Origin of the sequence: Lysinibacillus sp. UGB7 (genome assembly GCF_049058285.1) — a bacterium.
In the GTDB taxonomy this organism is placed as follows: domain Bacteria; phylum Bacillota; class Bacilli; order Bacillales_A; family Planococcaceae; genus Lysinibacillus; species Lysinibacillus sphaericus_B.
In genome coordinates this window covers 54,438-75,525 of the sequence record NZ_JBMGUV010000029.1, presented here as the reverse complement: position 1 = coordinate 75,525, position 21,088 = coordinate 54,438, and the positions used below count along the sequence as shown (strand labels likewise).

21 protein-coding genes and 7 tRNA genes are annotated in these 21,088 nt (G+C 37.4%); 21 read left to right on the top strand and 7 right to left on the bottom strand.

Annotated elements, in window-relative coordinates:
- Nucleotides 1–8: 8 nt before the first annotated feature.
- The 8 genes from ACOMCU_RS21410 (at nt 9) to ACOMCU_RS21375 (ending at nt 1,783) form a co-directional block, all read left to right on the top strand.
- Nucleotides 9–82, top strand: a tRNA-Trp gene (locus ACOMCU_RS21410).
- Nucleotides 83–94: 12 nt separating this feature from the next.
- Nucleotides 95–170: transfer RNA gene (locus tag ACOMCU_RS21405), tRNA-His, on the top strand.
- A gap of 32 nt (nt 171–202) precedes the next feature.
- Nucleotides 203–278, top strand: a tRNA-His gene (locus ACOMCU_RS21400).
- 19 nt (nt 279–297) lie between these two features.
- Nucleotides 298–372: transfer RNA gene (locus ACOMCU_RS21395), tRNA-Gln, on the top strand.
- 6 nt (nt 373–378) lie between these two features.
- Nucleotides 379–453 (top strand) — tRNA-Gly (locus ACOMCU_RS21390).
- Nucleotides 454–462: 9 nt separating this feature from the next.
- A tRNA-Cys gene (locus ACOMCU_RS21385) sits at nt 463–536 on the top strand.
- A 55-nt stretch (nt 537–591) separates the two neighbouring features.
- Nucleotides 592–672 (top strand) — tRNA-Leu (locus ACOMCU_RS21380).
- Between the two features lie 148 nt (nt 673–820).
- Nucleotides 821–1,783, top strand: coding sequence for a tyrosine-type recombinase/integrase (locus ACOMCU_RS21375; RefSeq protein ID WP_421051330.1), 963 nt, complete (start codon nt 821–823; stop codon nt 1,781–1,783).
- 763 nt (nt 1,784–2,546) lie between these two features.
- On the opposite strand, the gene ACOMCU_RS21370 is transcribed toward ACOMCU_RS21375, so the two are convergent.
- On the bottom strand, nt 2,547–2,726 hold the full coding sequence (locus ACOMCU_RS21370; RefSeq protein WP_421051329.1) for a helix-turn-helix domain-containing protein: 180 nt from the start codon (nt 2,724–2,726) through the stop codon (nt 2,547–2,549).
- A 286-nt stretch (nt 2,727–3,012) separates the two neighbouring features.
- On the opposite strand from ACOMCU_RS21370, the gene ACOMCU_RS21365 reads away from it, so the two are divergent.
- The 10 genes from ACOMCU_RS21365 to ACOMCU_RS21320 all read left to right on the top strand — a co-directional run bounded on the left by ACOMCU_RS21365 (nt 3,013) and on the right by ACOMCU_RS21320 (nt 11,794).
- Nucleotides 3,013–3,774: a hypothetical protein gene (locus ACOMCU_RS21365; protein WP_421051328.1), complete on the top strand. Its 762-nt coding sequence runs from the start codon at nt 3,013–3,015 to the stop codon at nt 3,772–3,774.
- A 98-nt stretch (nt 3,775–3,872) separates the two neighbouring features.
- Nucleotides 3,873–4,049 carry a hypothetical protein gene (locus ACOMCU_RS21360; protein ID WP_421051326.1) on the top strand — a complete coding sequence of 59 codons (177 nt, stop codon included), beginning with the start codon at nt 3,873–3,875 and terminating at the stop codon, nt 4,047–4,049.
- Between the two features lie 697 nt (nt 4,050–4,746).
- Nucleotides 4,747–5,106, top strand: coding sequence for a hypothetical protein (locus tag ACOMCU_RS21355; protein ID WP_421051325.1), 360 nt, complete (start codon nt 4,747–4,749; stop codon nt 5,104–5,106).
- Nucleotides 5,091–5,495: a phBC6A51 family helix-turn-helix protein gene (locus tag ACOMCU_RS21350; protein ID WP_421051324.1), complete on the top strand. Its 405-nt coding sequence runs from the start codon at nt 5,091–5,093 to the stop codon at nt 5,493–5,495. Before ACOMCU_RS21355 ends, ACOMCU_RS21350 begins: the two co-directional genes overlap by 16 nt.
- A gap of 338 nt (nt 5,496–5,833) precedes the next feature.
- On the top strand, nt 5,834–5,992 hold the full coding sequence (locus tag ACOMCU_RS21345) for a hypothetical protein (protein WP_010857285.1): 159 nt from the start codon (nt 5,834–5,836) through the stop codon (nt 5,990–5,992).
- 234 nt (nt 5,993–6,226) lie between these two features.
- Nucleotides 6,227–6,802, top strand: a complete 576-nt coding sequence (locus ACOMCU_RS21340; protein WP_421051323.1) for a recombinase family protein — start codon at nt 6,227–6,229, stop codon at nt 6,800–6,802.
- 354 nt (nt 6,803–7,156) lie between these two features.
- Nucleotides 7,157–7,336, top strand: coding sequence for a hypothetical protein (locus ACOMCU_RS21335; RefSeq protein WP_421051322.1), 180 nt, complete (start codon nt 7,157–7,159; stop codon nt 7,334–7,336).
- A complete protein-coding gene (locus tag ACOMCU_RS21330; RefSeq protein ID WP_421051320.1) occupies nt 7,326–7,460 on the top strand; it encodes a hypothetical protein in 135 nt (44 codons plus the stop codon). Before ACOMCU_RS21335 ends, ACOMCU_RS21330 begins: the two co-directional genes overlap by 11 nt.
- A 1,047-nt stretch (nt 7,461–8,507) precedes the next feature.
- Nucleotides 8,508–9,719, top strand: coding sequence for an MFS transporter (locus tag ACOMCU_RS21325; RefSeq protein WP_010857288.1), 1,212 nt, complete (start codon nt 8,508–8,510; stop codon nt 9,717–9,719).
- A 980-nt stretch (nt 9,720–10,699) separates the two neighbouring features.
- The gene (locus ACOMCU_RS21320; protein ID WP_421051319.1) at nt 10,700–11,794 is read left to right on the top strand and encodes an S-layer homology domain-containing protein; all 1,095 of its coding nucleotides are present in this window, start codon (nt 10,700–10,702) and stop codon (nt 11,792–11,794) included.
- A gap of 36 nt (nt 11,795–11,830) precedes the next feature.
- Here the strand turns inward: ACOMCU_RS21320 and ACOMCU_RS21315 are convergent, their stop codons facing one another.
- Nucleotides 11,831–12,541, bottom strand: a complete 711-nt coding sequence (locus ACOMCU_RS21315; RefSeq protein WP_421051333.1) for an arylamine N-acetyltransferase family protein — start codon at nt 12,539–12,541, stop codon at nt 11,831–11,833.
- A 229-nt stretch (nt 12,542–12,770) separates the two neighbouring features.
- Here ACOMCU_RS21315 and nagB point away from each other — a divergent pair, with 229 nt between their 5' ends.
- Both nagB and ACOMCU_RS21305 read left to right on the top strand, forming a co-directional pair.
- The gene (nagB, locus tag ACOMCU_RS21310) at nt 12,771–13,484 is read left to right on the top strand and encodes a glucosamine-6-phosphate deaminase (RefSeq protein ID WP_421051318.1); all 714 of its coding nucleotides are present in this window, start codon (nt 12,771–12,773) and stop codon (nt 13,482–13,484) included.
- A gap of 381 nt (nt 13,485–13,865) precedes the next feature.
- The gene (locus ACOMCU_RS21305) at nt 13,866–14,768 is read left to right on the top strand and encodes a S66 peptidase family protein (protein WP_010857293.1); all 903 of its coding nucleotides are present in this window, start codon (nt 13,866–13,868) and stop codon (nt 14,766–14,768) included.
- Between the two features lie 48 nt (nt 14,769–14,816).
- On the opposite strand, the gene ACOMCU_RS21300 is transcribed toward ACOMCU_RS21305, so the two are convergent.
- From ACOMCU_RS21300 to ACOMCU_RS21290, 3 genes are all read right to left on the bottom strand, one after another.
- A complete protein-coding gene (locus ACOMCU_RS21300) occupies nt 14,817–16,403 on the bottom strand; it encodes a catalase (RefSeq protein WP_421051317.1) in 1,587 nt (528 codons plus the stop codon).
- Between the two features lie 1,216 nt (nt 16,404–17,619).
- Nucleotides 17,620–17,835, bottom strand: a complete 216-nt coding sequence (locus ACOMCU_RS21295; RefSeq protein ID WP_010857296.1) for a helix-turn-helix domain-containing protein — start codon at nt 17,833–17,835, stop codon at nt 17,620–17,622.
- A 10-nt stretch (nt 17,836–17,845) separates the two neighbouring features.
- A complete protein-coding gene (locus ACOMCU_RS21290) occupies nt 17,846–18,328 on the bottom strand; it encodes a DUF2975 domain-containing protein (RefSeq protein ID WP_010857297.1) in 483 nt (160 codons plus the stop codon).
- Nucleotides 18,329–18,955: 627 nt separating this feature from the next.
- On the opposite strand from ACOMCU_RS21290, the gene ACOMCU_RS21285 reads away from it, so the two are divergent.
- The gene (locus ACOMCU_RS21285; protein ID WP_421051316.1) at nt 18,956–19,597 is read left to right on the top strand and encodes a hypothetical protein; all 642 of its coding nucleotides are present in this window, start codon (nt 18,956–18,958) and stop codon (nt 19,595–19,597) included.
- Nucleotides 19,598–19,817: 220 nt separating this feature from the next.
- On the opposite strand, the gene ACOMCU_RS21280 is transcribed toward ACOMCU_RS21285, so the two are convergent.
- Entirely contained in the window at nt 19,818–20,327 is a 510-nt protein-coding gene (locus tag ACOMCU_RS21280) for a hypothetical protein (RefSeq protein ID WP_421051315.1), read from the bottom strand.
- A gap of 15 nt (nt 20,328–20,342) precedes the next feature.
- Nucleotides 20,343–21,032 (bottom strand): B3/4 domain-containing protein, encoded by a 690-nt coding sequence (locus ACOMCU_RS21275; protein ID WP_010857300.1) that lies wholly within the window; start codon nt 21,030–21,032, stop codon nt 20,343–20,345.
- Between the last annotated feature and the right edge of the window lie 56 nt (nt 21,033–21,088).

Sequence of the window (21,088 nt, the reverse complement as noted above, 5' to 3'; positions counted from 1 at the left end):
AAATTTATAGGGGCATAGTTCAACGGTAGAATAGAGGTCTCCAAAACCTTTGGTGTGGGTTCGATTCCTACTGCCCCTGCCAATTAATTTTATGGCGGTTGTGGCGAAGTGGTTAACGCACCTGATTGTGGTTCAGGCATTCGTGGGTTCGATTCCCATCAGTCGCCCCATTTAATTTAAAATCAGAAAATATAGTAATATGGCGGTTGTGGCGAAGTGGTTAACGCACCTGATTGTGGTTCAGGCATTCGTGGGTTCGATTCCCATCAGTCGCCCCATTTATATACATTTAGTTTTTGGGGTATAGCCAAGCGGTAAGGCAACGGATTTTGATTCCGTCATGCCCTGGTTCGAATCCAGGTACCCCAGCCATTTATTGCGGAAGTAGTTCAGTGGTAGAACACCACCTTGCCAAGGTGGGGGTCGCGAGTTCGAACCTCGTCTTCCGCTCCATTTTTTTCTGGCGGCATAGCCAAGTGGTAAGGCACAGGTCTGCAACACCTTTACCACCGGTTCAAATCCGGTTGCCGCCTCCATACTATTTTTACTTATAATCGGATAATCCGATTTTTTTTATCTCTAAGGTATCATGCCGGTGTGGCGGAATTGGCAGACGCGCACGACTCAAAATCGTGTTCCTTTGGAGTGTCGGTTCGACCCCGACCACCGGTATCAATTAATCGTTAGTTTGACGGCGTTTCATGCGTAAGCATGAGGCGCCTTCTTGCGTTTATAGACGTACAATGTGCGACAAATTAGTCGTTAGCATGTCCGCTAGTAGACCGTTTTCCTTAAAAACTAAGGAAGGCGGTCTTTTTCTATGTCTAAGCGTAATAACGATTTGGTGGGACGCGAACTCGACATCGTGAGTCGTTCGGTATCAATGCAGGTGACGACGTTCGATGAAGCGTTAGCAGTGTTCATAAAAGATGCACAACGCAGAGGTTTACGAGAATTTACGATTACTTACTATCAACGTGAATTAAATCACTTTCGCACATTCTTGGTCAGCGCAGACCATTCGCTATTTATCCACGACGTACAGCGGAAGCACCTAGAGGAGTTAGTCGAGGATATGCAGGATAGAGGATTGCGGACAACTACTATTAACACGAAGCTACGTGCTATTAGAGCGTTTTTTCATTGGTTACTCGAAAATAAATACTTAGCGGTGAATGACCTCGCAAAGTTTCCCCTCGTACGGGATCGTAAGAACAACGTAGAAACATTTACGGTTAAGCAGTTACATGCACTGTTAAATGCGAGAGACAAGCGGACATTTACAGGACAACGTGATTACACGTTTATGTTGCTGTTACTTGAAACAGGAATACGCCTAAACGAAGCGTGGGGGATATTAGTTGAGGACGTAAAGCTATCGGAAGGACTCGTTTTTATTCGTAATACTAAAAATCACTATCATCGCTATGTACCTATCCAAGCGAAGATGAAGGAGCAGCTTAGACGTTATCTACAGTTACGAGGTACATGTGAAACCGAAGCATTATTCGTAACACTCGAAGGTTCTGCAATGAAACGTAATTCACTACAGAAAATCGTTGCTCAATACGGCAATAAAGGGGACATAAAAGGCGTTAGGTGCTCACCTTATACACTGCGCCATACGTTTGCAAAACTATCTGTTATGAATGGCGCTGGTATATTCGAGTTACAAAAGATACTCGGACACTCAACGATGGAGATGGTTAAAACGTATGTAAATCTTTTTAGTAGTGAGGTACACGATAAACACCGAGATTTTAGTCCTTTAAATAATCTTTAGACAAAAAGAAAAAGCCTAGCGCTCTTAACGCTAGACCTTTATCTTAATCCGATTTTACACTTAAATGCCCGCCAGCATAAGTGTTTCACTCACAACTAAATATGAGCGATTAAATATGCCTTCATTCTACTTCAAAAAAATTAGAATGTCAAAGGCCTGTTTTCCTATTGTTTTTTTTAGGAACGCTCACTGACGAGAAGCCGTTAAGCGTCGTTAAAAAACACGTCAAGTGTGCCGAGCTATCGCAATAAATTCGGATAGGACACAATAAGCGAGTTCCTTGTTTCTCGTAGTGTCTGAATGTGGTTGACGCACATAATCGGTCAGGAGTGGAAGGTCTGAGCGGCTACGGTCACGCAGGCTACATCACATACCACAATTTTATGACAAATCATAATCCAGTGTAACTATCGGGGGCAGAAGTAGATTAGTAGATGTATCGATTCGAAAGGATCACGATTAAACAAGGGCATACAATACGGATACCTTAATTGAGGATTCATGGAATCGGCTGTCTATGTTAGTTGATTCTTTTTTGAATTGCTAACGTAGGCAACCGAAATCTGCGCCAAGCCGTTTTCCTTATCTCGGCTTCATGATTGACGAACTGTGGAATATTGTCAAGTATTAAGTATATAAATTATTTAAATGTTTGAGATATGTATATATAGATATAGTATAATTAAAGGAAAAATATAGGAGTGTGAAAATCTATATGGCTCTTATTTGGATATTAGTAATACTAGTTGTTATTATATTTGTGCTAGAATCTATGACTAACGTTTAAAACTTCGGCAATCTTCTCTAAGTCAGCAACTGTATAACTTCCGTTCTTCATCTTCTTAGATAAGTTAGATTGAGTAGTTCCAATCTTAACTGCTAATTGTGTCGCTGTCATATCTTTTTCCACTAATAACATTTTAATCTTCTTTGTAATATTCATTTCGGACCATCCCTTTTATGTAGTTTTGTAAATAATATATCATAAATTATGAATTTAATTCATTTTATATGTTGACTAAGTAATATATTTCATATATGGGGCAGGCGCAATCGCAACGTTTGTAGGAGCATTCGCAGTCGTAGGTGTCATTGCAGCTTTAGCAAATCCTATCGCATTAATCGCCGCTGGAATAGCATCTGCATTAGTCGGTATAAAAGCGCTATACGATAATAGCGAAATGTTCTGAGGGGCCGTTGACGGTATTATAACGAAAGTTAAAAAGATATTGTCTGCGTTTAAAGCTGGTGGTACAAGCGGATTAATTGACGCAATGTTTCCACCTGATGTAGCAAAGAAAGTAAACGCAATAGTAGGCGGAATTAAATCGAAAATAGCAGGGCTAACAACTGCGTTTAAAACTGCCGGAGTAGGCGGGCTATTCGATGAAATTTTCGGTAAGGGTTCGTTTGAGACGATTAAAACGAAATTCGAGGAAGTCAAAGCTTATGTTACCGAGAAAATAACGCAATTATCTGGGGTGTTTGGGCGATTGAAAGGGGCATTCACACAGATATGGACGACAATCTCCAGTATAATTTCAAACGTTTGGACGGTAATCAAACCTTACCAAAGTGGATTCTGGAATCTCCTTCAAATTCTCGGAGATATTGCGGTAATTGTATTTAATAACGTTATTGCCCCAGCTATTTCGTTTACTGCGCAACTATTCTCAACTTTATGGGCTAATGCGCAGCCTATTATTAGCGCATTAGCGGCAGGATTTGAGCTACTCTCCGAAGTAATTAAGTGGTTATGGGATAACGTGCTAGCTCCGCTAGTTGAGTTTATCTTAACCGGCGTTAAAAACGCGTTCGATACCTTTTCAGAAGCGTTATCAGCCGTGCAAGGATGGTTCAAAACATTGAGCGGCTGGATATCGACAGCGTACGGTCATGTTAAGAATTTTGCAAGTTTGATTAGCTCTATAAAACCGCCGGACTGGATTACGAACGGAATTACGCAGGGGTATACTTCGTCGGGGGATTAATCGGTGCTGGAGACAAAGGCGGTAAGAAATCTCACTATAGCGGACTAGATTCTGTCCCTTACGACGGTTATTCGGCAAGGCTTCACAAAGGGGAGCGCGTGCTTACTTCGCGCGAAAATAAGGAATATTCGCAAGGTAATGGCGGATCATCTAATGGAGCGATTACTATCGCTAAATTGGCGGACAGTATCATTGTTCGTGAGGATGCGGACATTGACCGAATTGCAGATGGACTTGTAACGAAAATACTAGAGAGACGTGGGGTGACGGCATGAGCATAGAGTTCTGGATATCGTATAACAATAATGCGGAACGTATGCGCTTGCCTGTTAATCCCGAGTCGATTGAGTATTCGTCACAGAGGAAAAAGACCTGAAACATACAAGGGTTTTAGGAATATATATAGAATAGTACCTTTAATAAATGAAAATTAAGTCGAGAAGTGTGCTTAAAGGGGAGGGGATGTAAATATTAACAATTATCGTATTGTTTAGTCCTTTATATGCAATATTTATTTGGCAATTCTTCAACCCAGAGAAAGCAATTTTAAACGGACAAGTAACGCTATTTCGATATTTTAAAAATAAGGATGCAATGGAAGGGCAGAAACGTAAGAACTTTAAAGGAAATGTGTCCGAAAAAGAAATAGCGCAAACAAAAATTAGTTCTATTATAGGTGTTGTAGGTTTAACTCTATTTCTAATAATTATCAGCCTAATATAAATTTCTAGACAAAAATATTATTGATTCAATAAATTAAAAAAGAAGGCGGGCGCATTAGCGCTTGTCTTTTTATATTGAAGAAAGGGAGTCGATATAATGAAACAATCAACGACAATTGAGGAATTAAAAGCTGAAATCTAACGTTTACAACTATTAATCGATGAAGAAGATACTGAGCGAGGTTATTGCAAAATACCGTTTCCGCCGGTCAGTGACGTTTGGGCAGAACAGGCATACAAACGTAACCTAGTGGACATTAAGGGGTTTTTAGCAGAATATGCAGAATTAGTTTTAATAGCAAAAGAAATTGTACCCTACGGAGAATTGAAGAACGGTAATGAATGGATAAGTGTTCTAAAGGTAGCGAGAGAAGCGAATGATACGGGTTTAGGCTCAACATGTACGCTCATAGTAGCATTGCTACGTATCGCAATGAGCGGTAACAGTAAGATGCATTACGCAAATTTAGCCGACATGCTCACAAGTATCGTCGAAGAAGTATCATATTCCGTGAATTACGCTGATGTTTATAAAGATGACTATGACGGAAATTACGATCAATACTACGCTGACAAACGAGAGGAGCTAATTAAATGGCACGAAAATTAGACGAAATTTTGAAGGAACTGACGGTTGACCAAGCGAAGGCTGCCGAGTTAATTTATGAAAACGACCTATTATCAAAGGGCAAGTGTCGTTCTTACGTTGAAATTGCAAAGGAAATTGGCGTATCTGACCGGACATTACGTAAATGGCGCCAGTTGCCTGCGATGTTAGAGTATAAGACAGCAGTAACAGATACCTATTTAGCGGATAATCGTACACGCATTATGCAGGCGCTTATTAACGAATGTGAGGCGGGCAATGCCTCGATGATGAAGCTATACATGCAAACGATGGGTATGCTCGTTGATAAGGCGGAACTTGAGATTAAAGCGCCTAATGCGGATCCGGACGCAGTTGCGGCGCGACTAGCGAATATTAAAAATCGATATTAAATGGCGATATATCAAAGTTTTAGTGCGTTAAAGTGTTATAAATGCGAGGTTGGCTACGTGCTGACTTCGCTCTTTTTTTATGCGTTGAAAGAGCGTTATGATTCCGTTTTATTCCGAAATAAGGTGAAATAATCGGGTGGACGGTGCTGGCGGATGCGCTACCTTGAAAACAAATAGAAGTCTGACAATTCATATCTGCGCAAATTACTAGGTTGGTGCATATATGAAGCGTGTTAATCGCTATGTATTCCATTATCATAACTTTAACAGTATTGACATCTTTTATGAAGAAATGTACACTAACGATGCAGTATGGTTAATGAGATAGGGGGCAGATGATGGATAACCAATATTTCGTAGGTTGGGGTACATTGGCATTGATAAATGCTGCACTTGCACAAGGGAAGAATAGAACAGGGTTAAATTGGTTTTTACTTTCTCTTGTATTAGGTCCATTCGCAACACTAATTTTGTTATCTGTTGAAAAGAGACAGTAACACTACATATTCACAATAATTGATTTAAGTTAATAAAGCGAGAAGCGTGGTAATGTAGACTCTCTCTTATTCGACTATTGGGGCTTTAATAAAAGCGTAAGTCGATTATGGCTCGGCTTATTTTTTTACTTCAATATTGTCATAACTTAACAGTATTGACAACGTTTTACCGATGCGATAAGATAGCCTTATAAACGTTATCAAAACTTATTATCAAAAGTTGGGGGCGATATAATGGCTAAATACGGTTATGCTCGAGTGTCAACGGTAGCGCAAGATTTAGAGTCGCAAATTCAGTTGTTAGAATCGGAAGGCTGTACGCAAATCTATAAAGAGAAGTTTACGGGGACTAAGACGGATAGACCAGTATTTAATGAAGTTATGGCGTTGTTAACGGAAGGTGATACGTTAGTAGTGACGAAACTTGATCGATTAGCACGTAACACTAAAGAGGGTATTGATGTTGTCGAGGCGTTATTCGAGCGCGGTGTACGTGTGCATGTGCTTAACGTAGGACTATTAGAGAATACGACAATGGGGCGCTTCTTCCTTACTACGCTACTAGCAGTAGCAGAGATGGAACGTAATCTAATCATAGAGCGAACGCAAGAAGGCAAAGTAATCGCAAAGCAGCGCGAGGACTTCCGAGAAGGCAGACCGAAGAAATTCGATAAGAAACACTTAGACAACGCTATGCAGCTATTGGAATCGAATAGCTATAAAGAAGTCGAAGCAAGGACGGGAATTTCAGTCGCTACATTAGCGCGTGAGAAACGTAAACGAAAAGAACAAGCGATTATCAACGATTGAGCGAACGTGTTGATCGTCTTTTTTTTGCGTTGAAACTGCGTCACCCCAAAGCCCCTTATTCTGAGAGGCGTCATCTGGTCTCCGAGAATTACAGACATCATTTTAAAAACAAGCCGACTTTTGCGCTGTCAGACGCATCGACATTCGCAAAATAAGGTGGTTGTGCGAGTGGTATCGTCTGAGAAATGAGTTTCTTCTATTATATATGTATTAAAAGCCTGTTTTGCGTCAATGTTGCGTTGATCTTTTACTAACGATTTATAATTGTAGCATAACATGAAATGCGGTAAAAAGCCTATTCTCATGCGGTTTGTATGCGTGTATACTCCAAATTATGAATAGGAGGAAATACTATTGCTAACACATAATTTAACACCAAGAGAAGTATTAGATATGATACCTTTAAAAGAACGCGCATTACAAATCTACGCGGAAATGATGTCCGAACGGATACCGACATTTGCTCCCAAGACGACGAAAGGTAGACGCTATTCAAGAAAAGAAGTTGGTATTACTTTATATTTTGCGACGTAAAGATAATGGTTTGACTATTGAAGCGGCGATGGATGAGGCGATGGATATATTTTACGATACTACTGAGCGGGATAGAGTATTAGAAGAAGTAAAATCGCTAGTAAATAAGCTATTAGAGACGTAAGTTAAATTACTTGTTATCGCTTTACTTTCCGATAAGCATACCGTAAACTAGCAGTAATAGGAAAACGGTCGTTTACGCATATGGCGATACAATGTCCGTTCAAATTAACTTATTAGCATGCCGGTGAAGGTAACGCACTCTTTTAACGACTCAAAATCGTGTTCCTTTGGAGTGTCGGTTCGACCCCGACCACCGGTATCAATTGAACAAATTAGTTCACTCGAGTAAAAATGAAAAACACCCACAGACGTTGAAATACAGCGTTTGTGGGTGTTTTTTTGATTTAAAGAACGCGCTAGAAAACAATAGGAAGTTAAATTATTTTATACTTTTAGATATGGAGTTAATTTAAATAATTTTGATAAGATTGCTCGACTACTTTAATCATACAAGTGAATTCATTTCATAAATAGTTTTTCTATATAGAAACATGATCATTTTGGTAGGAGCGTAAGGAGGTAGCTGGAAAAGCAAGCGAACCGAGACCTTAGACTGAGCGAACCGATGGAATGGGCTCGGTGCTTGCCCGCGGAAAGCGTACGCCTGTAGCGGAATATACCTATTTGATAGGAACAATTATTTATTTTCTTTAATCATATTCGCCTTTATTGAAATGAAAGTGAATTATGAAATTGACACAATTTGATAAAGATATTGAATAAAAACTTACAATGGAACATAATGGAATTACCCTGGTAATATGTCGAAAGCCGATAAATTCAAGTTGTAATAAATGATTAAAACCGGCATTCCTTCATGTGGGAGACTTCAATTATTTAGAAGGTCTTTTCATGTAAACACACATAATAAATAGATGGAATATTTTGATAATATATAGTGTTAAAGGTCTAAGTAATGAACGAAGTAGTTACAAAAATCTTGGTTATTTAAGAATATTTTTCGTTAGTTTTATTCTTTGTACCATTATTTGCAGAACTTTATAAAACACTATATGTCAATAAGTCAGCAAGTCAATGTTAAGAACGAGCTTTTTTGACAGTGAAAAGGTCAATTAATAATGAATAGTACCTTATAGGGGGACGTTGGATGGATATGGCTCGTAAATATGGTTTGTTAATAGGAGGATTTGGATTTTCTTATTTGGGAAATTGGATTTACCTTGTAGCACTAAATTTATTTGTCTGGCATTTAACAGCATCACCAGCTGCAATGGCAGGGATTTTTATAGTTGGGCCTATTGCTAGGGTTTTAACGAGCTTTATTGCAGGCTCTATCATTGATCGCACGAATAAAAGGAAGATAATGATTTTAAGTGACATCGTACGAGGAAGTATCGTTTTTTTTCTACCATTTATGGAGTCAATTTGGCTAATTTATGCGTTGTTATTTTTAGCTAATATTGCGAGTAGTTTTTTTGGACCGAGTAGTACTTATTATATTACGAAATATGTTTCAATGGAGGATAAACAACGCTTTAATGCATTGTTAGGTACGTTTAATTCAGGGTCATTCTTAGTTGGACCAGCATTAGCTGGCGTGCTGATTATGCTGTTTAATACAACGATAGCTATTTGGATCAATAGTTTCACATTTTTTGTTTGTGCTTTTGTCATTTATTCATTGCCTGATGTAGATGACACTGCAGAGACTTTGCAACAACGTGTTACTTGGCGCATGCTAAAAAGTGATTATTTAGCAGTAGTATTCTTTATACGGAAAAATGGTCTATTTTTGAAAATCTATTTGCTGTTCCAGTGTAGCCTAATGATTGCATTTGCTCTTGATTCTCAGGAAGCAACATTCATTAAGAAGGATTTAGCTTTATCTGATGGCTTATATGGAACAATCGTAAGTATTGCGGGTGTAGGATCTATTGTAGGTGGGATTGTGGCAGCAAGTTTCGCAAAGAAATGGTCGCTTCGCTCATATATTGCAGTGGGACTACTAATGACAATGGTATTTTATACTACATTTTATGCTTCGACCACTAGTTGGATGGCAGTTGTAAGTTTTGTTGCATTAGGTTTCTTTATGGCATTTAGTAATGCGGGTTATGACACATTTTATCAGCAAAGTGTACCACCTGAATTGATGGGGCGCTTTGGAAGTGTCGCTAATATTTTTCAAAGTGTCTTACAGATTTTGTTTACTTTACTGTTAGGCCTGTTTGCACAATGCTTCAATCTACAAATGACTGCAATTGTCTTTGGTGTTTTTAGTATTTTATTGTCCGTGGCATTATTTTTTGTCCTGTACGCTAAAGCGGCTTCGCACAAATTAAAGGGGGAAGTACTATGATTAGCTACTCACTTCACTGCATTTTTTGTAAGCAAATTTTTGAAGTTGTTGAAGGAACAAAGAAATATAATTTGTACAAACAAAATATGAAAGGGAAATTGTCCTGTGAAGATTGTGATTGCAAAATCGAATTACAGTCACGTAAAGGGTTGATGGGAAAACTATAAATTACCGTGTATTTTTATGGTTCAAGCTCAAACGTTCTTTCTATAAATTGTGGCAAGACGTTATTAATGATTGCGCTAGTAGCAAATTCATGATGAAAGTAATGCATAAATTTTCAAACTTATTAAGCAATACTTCCTTTAGGAAAGGGTGTTCTATAGAAGCTATAGCATTATTAAATTAGTGCTACAAAATATGGAAGAGTAATTAGGTTCGAACTAAATAGTCAGTATCCCAAAAAAGCAGCAGAATTTTAATGCTAAAGTGTTTAACTGGGAAATTGCTGAGCCTCATTGGGATTATTGGGCAGTTACAACAAGAAGGATGGCGTTAATGGGGTATTGGTAAGGGACCACATGATTAACCTTATGGAACACGTATTCAAATTGAAGTTGATTCAATGGATGATGCTATTTGAATGCTAATGGTGCTATAATAGTCCGAGATAAAATGGAATTAGATGATTTTTATCTTGCATTACCTGGTTGATCCTACTGGACTGGGTTTAGGATTAATTCGAAAGAAATAACTAGTGAAATCAAAAAATAGTAAATGCTTTGATAGAATGCCTCTACATATCTAGTAGAGGTTTTTTTATTTGTTTAGCACAAGTAAATATGTGAATTCAAATGTTTTTTTATAGGCGTAAAAGTAATGGAGAATGGGTAATGAAAACAAATAGATGAGGGGATTTCAGTTAATCATCGAGGATGATAAAAGAGACAGTTATTTTTATGCGATTTTGAGGGATTATATCTAATTACTGTTTTTGGTGAATAGGATAACAAGGATGAAAGAAAAATAGGGGGAATGACATGAAGAAGATTAGTAAGATGCTGTGTGTGGCTGTGCTTTTTGTCTGGATATTACAAATTCAAACGGTTTATGCAGCTGCAAGCTTTACAGACGTATCGTCGGACAATGTGTTAATAACAGAAATTGATTATTTAGTAGAGAAGGGAATTATCAAGGGATATCCTAATGGTATGTTTAAACCCAATGATTATGTTACAAAGGCACAAGTTGCTGTAATGTTAACTCGTGCGCTGGGATTGAAGACAGCGAACGTAAAGAACCCAAAATACCAGGATATACCAATTACACATACTTATTATAAAGAAATTGCGGCTACCCAAAATGCTGGGATTTTTGATTCAACCAAGAAGTTTAATCCAGGTGGTACTCTTTCTAGAGGGGAAATGGCGATTGTTTTACAAAGGGCATTTAAACTAAAAGGTTCAAACTCGTATCATTTTACAGATGTTACAGAGAAGACAATTGGTTATAAGGAAATTTTAGCGGTTGCGAATAATAATATTACAAGGGGTTATCAAGACGGTACATTTAAGCCAAATTTATCGCTAACACGTGCACATTTTTCAGCATTTATGGCACGTGCATTAACGCTTTCGAAAGTGAGTCTCTTAAAGGATCCTGCGTATGTATACACGTATGCATTTTATTCGCCTGATAAGGATATTAGGTATACATTAAATTACCAATATAGCCATAACGATAATAAAAACGACGTATGGACGGTTACCAATATGACCAACAAAGAGCCATTTAACGATGAACTGCTGTACGGCAATGAAACTGTTTATGGACAAGCAATTGCTGCAGACTTTAGCAAGCATTATGATTTATTTATAGGATTACCTCTACGAATTGGTGTGATTGTACACGAACAGGATGATGGACCTGTAGGTGGTAACCGAATAACAGTGAAAATGACAGATGGGACGGTCCGTGCTGGCGGTGTTAACTATAAAAAGGTAGCTATTTTAGAAGAAAAATTTGTCTATAGTGATGTAGTGAAAACCTATTACTTTGTTGATGGTATCGGCTTAGTTAAGGAGCTTCATGGCGAGGAAGTTATTTATGAGTTACTAAAGCGTACGAAAAATTAATACGAATAAGGATGCATTTATCCGCAGCATCCTTATTTAGAAAAGTGAAATATGAAAATAACGTTTCAGTGCTTGCAACCACTCTTTGTCGCTATGTGTTGTATACGTTGTTAGGGATTGACCTTCGTATATTCGAAATTCATTGTTGAGCATTGTATGTCGGCCACGTGGGGTGCGAATCATCGCAATTTTATTAGCTTGTTTAGAAAGCCGTGGGGCAAATTGCGCATCGTTAGCATCATTGGTAAAGCAATAGAGTAAACGCCAATTATGTGAAGTTTGCTCATAAAACATCCAGCCATATGTTTCACTCCACTCAATTTTGTAAAGCTCATTGCCTTCACGATGCTGATGACCTGTAATTAAAGGAACTGGCTTACAGGGAGCTAGTGCACCTACACCAACGTCAGAAATATATTGTACACCGTCAAAAGTGACAATAAGTAGCTGATGCATAGGGACATCTTCAGAAGGTGTATCGGCTTCGATATTGCGCCAAAATTGTGCATAGCGATTTGTAACAGAAAAACCGAGTTCTCGCAGTAGCCAGCTGAATAGTATATTTAGCTCAAAGCAGTTGCCTCCGCGTTTATCATCAATAATTTTATGAAAAAGATCGGGGATAGCGAAGGAGATACTATGTTTCAACGTTACATCTAAATTTTCATATGGAATTGTATGGAGATGGCATGTTTGCAAGAGCCCTAAAAGTTTAACTGATGGCTCTAAAGATCCTTGAAATTTTATATGTTGTAAATACTGCTGTATTTGTGAATTTATAAAAATCGCCTCACTTCCTTACTATTTAACATAACCGAATTGCCAAAAGAATACACGCATAAAGATTGCTAGAGAAAATAATAGAAAAGTAAGTAGATAACTTGTAAAATTAATATATTAGCTACTAATTAGTAAATTATTTTCCATTTTAGTTAATAAAAATGATTGTAAGGTAGGTATATGGATGATAAGCACAATGAAATGGATAGAAGTAAATTCGTATGATGAAATGAGCACAGTGGCAGCAAATATTTTTACTAAGCAATTGAAAGTAACGCCAGCAAGTATTTTAGGACTTGCTACTGGTGGCTCGCCAGTCGGGATGTATAAGGAATTAGTCAAACGACAACAAGCTGGAGATTTTTCTTTTAAAGATATCAAAACATTTAACCTAGATGAATATGTAGGTCTAGATCAATCTAGTCCAGCTAGTTACTGGACATTTATGCATGAGAATTTATTTAATCATGTGGATATTAACGAGGAAAATATTCATTTGCCAAATGGTAAAGTAGTGGATTTAGCGGCCGAATGTGTTGCCTATGATGCGCGTATAGCAGATGCTGGTGGAATTGATTTGCAGCTATTAGGTATTGGTGTCAATGGACATATTGGCTTTAATGAGCCTGGCACGCCGTTTGCATCATTAACGCATATTGTGGAATTAACAGCATCTACACGAACTGAAAATGCCATTTATTTTGATGATCCGGCCGACGTACCGACACAAGCCATCACCATGGGTATTCAATCTATTATGAATGCCAAGGCAATTGTATTGATTGCATTTGGTGAGAAAAAGTTAGAGGCAATTGAAAAGTTACAAAGTGGTGTTGTGACGGAAGAATTCCCAGCTAGTCAGTTATTAAATCACCCGAATGTAACGGTTATTTATGGTGGTACAAAATAAGAAAAATAAGCGTAGACTTCATATAATTTGAAGTCTACGCATTTTTTTACTAGTCAATAAAACACCTGCTACAACGGTTAGTCCACCAAAAACCCCATAAAAGTGTCGCAAGCAGTAATAATGCAAATGGTGGTATTTTCATGATAAAAAACTCTTTTGACTTTTTTCAGTGATAGTAAGCTTAAATGGAGAACAACTTATAGCCTTTTACGTACACAGAATAAAAGTGATGCAGGATGACACAGGTCCTATGGCAATTGCGTTAAAGTCCAATGAAATTGTAAGAATACTACCATCAGTGATAGGCACTCATACTATGAATAATCAATGATGCAATGTTATACATATGCTAGAATAGAGGAAAGAATAGGAGGGGTTATTGTGAAAAATACAGTACCACGTTTGGTCAAAGGTGATACAGTTGGACTTGTAGCATTATCTAGCCTTGTTGAGCCAGAAAAGCTTGGGGAAGCATTAGCCTTTCTAGACGAATTGGATCTTCGCTATAAAATAGGGGATACAATAAATGCCAAGCATGATTATTTAGCTGGAAGTGATGAGGAGCGGCTGGCAGACTTCCATGCGATGGTGAAAGATCCTGAAGTGAAGGCGATTTTTTGCGTAAAGGGCGGCTATGGTTCTGCTCGTATTGCGGCAAAGATAGATTATGACCTATTAGTAGAAAATCCAAAAATTTTCTGGGGCTTCTCTGATCTTACATATTTGCATTGTGCGATTCATGAATTTGCAGATTTAGTAACCTTCCATGGACCGATGCTAATGGCTGCAAGTAAAATGGACGATATATCAAAAAGAATGTTTTTACAGCTCTTTACACCGATGGAAGTACAATATACTGAAATGATTTCACCATTAACGACAATTACGTCAGGTGTTACACGCGGTCAAATAATAGGAGGAAACCTACGTCGACTCGTAAGTACGCTAGGCACGAAGTTTGAAGTTCATACAGATGGTAAAATTTTATTGATAGAAGATATAACTGAGTCTATTCCTCGTATTGATTCAATGCTTCAGCAATTAAAGCAAGCTCGAAAGCTTGAACAGTTAGCAGGTGTTGTGATTGGTTCCTTTACGCAAACAGGAGCAGATGAAGCGGCACTTCTAACGTTAATGAAAGAGTACTTTGCTGATTTAGGTGTTCCTGTAGTAGCTGGCTTTAAAATTGGACATGAAATAACGAATATTGCCATACCATTAGGGGTAGATGCAATTTTAGACGCACAGGAAAAAGTTTTAAGGATTTTACCAGGAGTACATTAAATAAAAGAAGCGTTCTGCAGGTTTTAATGTGCAGAACGCTTTGTTTCTTTAATAAGGCTCAGCATTATGCCCTTTTTTAATGGCATCGTTAGGCGCATCATCTCCCTCGATATTACCAAGAGGTCGTGCAGTCGAAGAATCTTTTTGTGCCTTTTCCAAGCCGTCTTTTAATAAGCGACCATATTCTTCATCCGCTTCTTGTGCAAGGGCAATCATTGCTTGTTGGATAGAAATATTGCAACTCGATAAATCGCGAGTTAGATTTTCTAATAGTTCGTCTCGCTCCCATTGCTCAAAATTACGATATGTTTCACCAGCTTGTTTTGTGTTATTTTGGCGATTAATCGATTCACGTACGAGATGGCCTTCAATAAGTGGTGTATATTCTTTAGCTGTTTGTGATGCTTCCTTTAAGCCATTTAACATGGAAGGCTCATAGTTGATATGTGGATTTTGCCCTAGTGCTAAATCTCTCTTATACAGCATTTGACCACCATTTTGATTGGTTGCTACCCGTTTCTTTGGTGCATTAATGGGCAGTTGTAAATAATTTGCTCCGACTCGATGACGCTGTGTGTCAGAATAAGAAAATGTTCGTCCCTGTAACATTTTATCATCGGAGAAATCGAGACCATCCACTAGGACACCGGTACCGAAAGTTGCCTGCTCAACCTCTGCAAAATAGTCTTCAGGATTTTTATTTAATACCATTTTACCGACGGGGTACCATGGGAATTTGTCGTTTGGCCAAAGCTTTGTATCATCTAGAGGATCAAAATCAAGCTCAGGATGTGGCCCATCCTCCATAATTTGTACATTTAACTCCCACTCAGGGTAATCACCATGTGCAATTGCATCATATAAATCTTGCGTTGCATGATTGAAATTCTTCATTTGAATTTCTTCTGCTTCTTTTTGTGTTAAATTTTTAATGCCTTGTACTGGCTCCCAATGATATTTGACAAGTACAGCTTTGCCATCATTATTTACCCATTTATACGTATTAACGCCAGAGCCCTGCATCATTCGATAATTGGCTGGAATGCCCCAAGGTGAGTAAACAAATGTCACCATATGGAAAGATTCCGGTGAACTCGCACAGAAATCAAAAAAGCGTTCAACATCTTGAATATTTGTAATAGGATCAGGCTTGAAAGCATGAATCATATCAGGGAATTTCATAGCATCGCGAATAAAGAAAATTTTTAAATTATTACCGACTAAATCCCAGTTGCCGTCCTCTGTATAAAACTTCACTGCAAAACCGCGCGGATCACGAAGGGTTTCAGGTGAATGTCCTCCATGAATAACCGTTGAAAAGCGAACAAAAACTGGTGTTTGCCTCCCCTTATTTTGAAAAACTTTAGCCCTTGTATATTTAGAAATAGGATCATTGCCCACTACACCATATGTTTCAAAATAGCCATGAGCACCAGCGCCACGAGCATGTACAACACGTTCTGGAATACGTTCTCGGTCAAAGTGACTTATTTTCTCCAAAAAATCATAATTCTCAAGTGTGGCAGGTCCGCGATTACTGACAGTTCGTAGATTTTGATTGTTGGTAATAGGGTGGCCTTGGCGATTTGTTAATGTCTCGTCATTTTTAAGATGTGAATCATTTTGCTTGGTCATTGTATTACCCCTTTTCTTTGGATTACATACATTCTGTCCTTGCTAGGGGCAAACTAGACATAAAAAACTCTCTTACACACTGGGTGTAAGAGAGTTTATTGGGTGGTGTTTTCGAATTAGTCTTCTGATTGCAAATTGTTTTTATACCTTTGCCTATAGTTGGTAATTGGTCATCGGTCATAAAGTAACAGGTCACATGTCATTGGTTTACTAAAGTTATCTACTTAAATGTAGGATTTCGAAAAACAGCACACCCAACTTGGTATGGAGTCTCACCAACTCCATAAATCTATTGTATACAGTTTCAGATGGTATGAAAAGCCTTGAATTATCAGCATGCTTGAAAACATATTTCATGCAATGGATTCAAATGACGAGCTGAATATTCATGGGTGCTTCTAACCAAAAAAGGTTTCATATTTTCCTTTTAATATGAAACCTTTTTTCGTATCAATCGTATTATAAGCTAGACAATCTGAAATGATAGAACTGAAAAAAGGGAGAAATGAATTTTTGAACCATTGAATGAAACAATTACTTCTTGTAATTTACTTGATTGCCATTGCGGATGCGTATTACTCAACGTTGTTTATTGAACCAAAAACACCACCGCAACATCAGACGATTAAAGTGTCTGCCATTACGGTGGCACAACTGCGGTAGCAACCCTAACAAAAAGAAACGACGTGCACGTCGTTTAAAGCCTTCTATGCAGCAACACATTAATCGACTTCTTCAGAGCACTAAGTATTTCAAAGAAAACGTGATGCTTAGTAACCTGTTAAAGAACAGATTGGACATACACAGACCGATGCGAGAGCCGCCTTTCATCTTTTTACGCTTTCGACATTTACGTTGCTGATAATTGTTAGCAATTGTTAAGCTAAAAGCTGCAATATATTTGCAGCTTTTTTTGTGATGGTAGATTAATCTTTCTGTCAAATGATTGAATATTCGGTTGTGAAGCACCCTATAATGTAGTGTTTATATACTTATTAGTACTGAATGAATACATAATATCGCTAAAATAACTACTATCATATATTTAGAAATATACTTAAATATATGTTGCCAACTTTAGGCTGTTTTCACTAAAGCTTGTTGCTAATTTAACGAAAGCCCCTGTGCACAATAATTTCTAGTCCTTGCAGAGAAAGACGCCCAAAAACATCTATATTGCAAACAACTTTGAATCAATCCGTATTTCCCAAGTATTTTAACTATCTTCTTCAAATTTGTACTCTAAAATATCCCCGGGTTGGCATTCTAATGCCTTACAAATTGCCTCTAATGTTGAAAGCCTAATTGCTTTTGCCTTGCCATTTTTCAATATAGAAAGGTTAGCCAGTGTTATTCCAATCCTCTCAGAAAGTTCTGTTACACTCATTTTCCTTTTTGCCAGCATCACATCGATATTGATTATAATTGCCATATTATTCACCTCAGACCGTTAAATCATTTTCTGATTTTATTTCGATGGCATTTTGTAATAGCTTTTGAAGAACAGCAGCAAAGACTGTAATCACAATTGAAGCAAAAATCATGACCATTCCAATTAGTATGATACCTGGCGCATCGTCCATCTCCGCCATGAGATAGAAGAGTGGCATACCTAATACATACAAGATACTGATTGTGATTGCACAGTATTTTATATTTTTTAAAGCTCTTACAGATAAATCCGAGAAAGCGATATTCTTGTCAATGTAGCTTAAAAGTCTAAATGCTTGATACAGAGCAAGGTAAAAAGGAATCGCTGTTGCATACAAATTGATGAAAATGAGATATTTTATATAAGCCATATCCGGATACAATTGTGCTGCAAAACTCGCTATCTCAGGCACCAAAAATATGCACAAAGCAAGGACGGGGATTCCCATAAGTATAACAGCTAACTTTAAAAAGAGTGTTGATACTCGTTTCATAAAAAGCACCTCACTTATTTATTGTCAATTTGAATTTAACATGTAGTTTATTGTTTTACAATAAATTTTTATTAATTTTAACAACATTTTTATTGTTACAATCATTACCATTTCAAAGAACACGTAAAACTATTCAATTTAGGAAAACAGCCATTAGCCACAATCCAAATTATCCAATGCTCAAAATTTTGCCCTCAATTCATGTATGCTGCAAACTTTTGAGCAGCTTTCTCTTTTGATTTTTCAGTGACATTTTTGTGTAGGTATTCAATGTTGTTTGCTTGATTTCCGTGCCCTAAATTTCTTATGTAATCTGCAAACATTAAGAGAAGTCGAGGAGACTCGACTTTTTAAGTACATTTAATTATTTTCTTCGACAGAATTCGAGCTTTTGAAAGACGTTCATAATACCCGTCTAAGATAGTCTATGCGTAATGCGAATTCTTTATATAACCAAAGGTGTCGAAAAATGGCGAAAGATAATGGTGGAAATGTAACCCTTAATTTGGCAAAATTGTAATCGCAGTAAGCGAAATGTTAATTTATAAACTATTTGTATTATAATTGTATTTTGCTAGATCAAATAACGTATATTTTTAATGGTATGCATTCGGAGGGAATAATGTAATGAAGAAAGTTTTATTAGTATTACTAGCCATAATGCTAGTTGGGTGTTCTGGTGAGGGAACAGAAAAGAACAAAGAGGAAAATGTAAAAAAAGAAGAGATCGTAAAGGAAGAGAAAGTTGTTCCTGTAAAATATGAAGAGGTTGATCCTGAATCAAAAGCTACAGTAGAAAAGTTTGTTAAAAAATACAATGTCAGAGTTGATGTATATAAACAGGATACAGAAGAACCAATAGAATTAGAGAAGATTCCAGAACCAATAACTAGTGAACTAAATAAAGAGGAAAATATTTTGTCGCAAATCCTATTGGAAACAGATTTTAAAAAATATAAGGGTCATTATAAAATAGTCGCTAAATATAATGAGGATAAAAAATTAGTTGGCTATAATATCTCTGTAGAAGGAAGCCCAATAAACGAAGTAAGTGAAGAGGGAGATGAGTGGGAAGAAGGATTATTAGCTGCTATGTCAATTATTGATGCAATAGGATTGAATTTAGATAAAAATGAAGTGGAATTTGATAAAGCTATAGATGAAGAGAAAGACACTCATACATATACTGATTCTAATTATAATGTAACTTTTCTTCTTGCTGATTTAGATTTAGGAACATATGAAATTAATTATGATTTAACGAACTAGAACAAAAAAGCATCTCTAAACGGATGCTTTTTTTGTATTTCAACGAATAATTACAGTTTTAAAAACTCGCAGTGTGAAGAAAAGAGGGAATAATACTTCTGGAGATCTACAAATGAAAAAGATTGGAGCAAATAGCTTCAATCTTTAAGGATAAAACTTGCCCCAAACTATAGCATTCATTTAACTTCCGTAACTGTATCTCCATCTCACCGACTGGAGCTTAGAAATAACGAGAATCGTCAAAGTTCAGTGCTACGCTATAATTTTTGGCATTAATTAAATTGGAAAGTTTATGTGCTTCTTTATCGAGTTTAAGAGCACGTTCACGGTATTCATCGGGTTCGTACATAGCAATTTCATAAAGCATCGTGCTTTCACCATAGCCCATGCGTACACTTTCTTTTTCATGCATACTAAAGTGCTTGCAAAGCTCTGCTTCAGCTCGAAGCTGTGTCGCAAGTTCAATTGCCTCGACCAGCGCTAATTGTTGATCTTTAAAGTCTACTGTGTTTTTAATATTGGCTTCATATACAAGCCGATCTAATGTACGCACATCGAGACGTACCTGCGCTAGCTCAGATTCAATAACAGTCATGGCTCGATTGCTCGTTTTTGGAGCTTGTCCCTTTTCGACTGTTACAAAGGCACTACGGTGCAATTCGCCCATAAGTTCCTGGGTTTTTTTTGTTAAAATGCTTTTCAATTTAACAGCTTCTGCAAGATTTATCATGTGAACACGTCCTCTTTATAGTGTAGTAGATGGTGCTGCATTTGTTAATAGCGTTGTTTTATAGTCGCCACCATGAATTTGATTGAACATTTTTCCAGCAGAGGCAAGAAGCTCTTCGGATTGACTTTCACAAAGTGATGGACGGAGGTAGAAGATTTGTAAAGCATCTATCGTTGTCTCTGAGACAGCCGTTCGTCTTGAATCGACGAATGGCGAACCGAATGCACCTTCCTCGTCACAACTATAGAGGATATTATTTAGCGAATTAAAGCGGCCGTTCAAGCCTTCGTATCCTGTTTCTTCGTTGCCAAGTGCGATTTCAACATTTCCTTTAAGAAAAGCTATATCATATAGGCCGATTGGAATTTCATATTGCAAGGAGAAGAAATTATTTAAATCAATACCAGATTGGAATGGTGTTAAATAATTTTGTTTACTGATACGACGCATTAAGCTTTCTGCCGAGTGACGATAGCGGTTTGGATCAGCACCAAGCTTTTTCCATAGTTGTCGCCATTCTGCGATACCAGCTCGTTCTGTAACAGAAGTCTCCTGCATTTCTAAAAATAGATTTTCCTGATACAATTGCATTCGTCCCTTAATCATTTGGGGCGATTGTGTTACGACAATTTTGGTATAATGAATAATGCCGATTTTCAGTTCAGGATGTTGTGTATTGAGGGTTGGATTGAGTGACACTTTCATAATTCATCACCTACTTTAACTATTTCTATTATTGTAACATGTAAGGAGTTGGAAAT

Bases quoted from the DNA above. Each gene is read 5' to 3' on its own strand.
- ACOMCU_RS21375 (WP_421051330.1), top strand. From the start codon at position 821: ATGTCTAAGCGTAATAACGATTTGGTGGGACGCGAACTCGACATCGTG.
- ACOMCU_RS21370 (WP_421051329.1), bottom strand. From the start codon at position 2,726: ATGAATATTACAAAGAAGATTAAAATGTTATTAGTGGAAAAAGATATG.
- ACOMCU_RS21350 (WP_421051324.1), top strand. From the start codon at position 5,091: ATGGCACGAAAATTAGACGAAATTTTGAAGGAACTGACGGTTGACCAA.
- ACOMCU_RS21345 (WP_010857285.1), top strand. From the start codon at position 5,834: ATGGATAACCAATATTTCGTAGGTTGGGGTACATTGGCATTGATAAAT.
- ACOMCU_RS21340 (WP_421051323.1), top strand. From the start codon at position 6,227: ATGGCTAAATACGGTTATGCTCGAGTGTCAACGGTAGCGCAAGATTTA.
- ACOMCU_RS21325 (WP_010857288.1), top strand. From the start codon at position 8,508: ATGGATATGGCTCGTAAATATGGTTTGTTAATAGGAGGATTTGGATTT.
- ACOMCU_RS21320 (WP_421051319.1), top strand. From the start codon at position 10,700: ATGAAGAAGATTAGTAAGATGCTGTGTGTGGCTGTGCTTTTTGTCTGG.
- nagB (WP_421051318.1), top strand. From the start codon at position 12,771: ATGAAATGGATAGAAGTAAATTCGTATGATGAAATGAGCACAGTGGCA.
- ACOMCU_RS21300 (WP_421051317.1), bottom strand. From the start codon at position 16,403: ATGACCAAGCAAAATGATTCACATCTTAAAAATGACGAGACATTAACA.
- ACOMCU_RS21295 (WP_010857296.1), bottom strand. From the start codon at position 17,835: ATGGCAATTATAATCAATATCGATGTGATGCTGGCAAAAAGGAAAATG.
- ACOMCU_RS21290 (WP_010857297.1), bottom strand. From the start codon at position 18,328: ATGAAACGAGTATCAACACTCTTTTTAAAGTTAGCTGTTATACTTATG.
- ACOMCU_RS21285 (WP_421051316.1), top strand. From the start codon at position 18,956: ATGAAGAAAGTTTTATTAGTATTACTAGCCATAATGCTAGTTGGGTGT.
- ACOMCU_RS21280 (WP_421051315.1), bottom strand. From the start codon at position 20,327: ATGATAAATCTTGCAGAAGCTGTTAAATTGAAAAGCATTTTAACAAAA.
- ACOMCU_RS21275 (WP_010857300.1), bottom strand. From the start codon at position 21,032: ATGAAAGTGTCACTCAATCCAACCCTCAATACACAACATCCTGAACTG.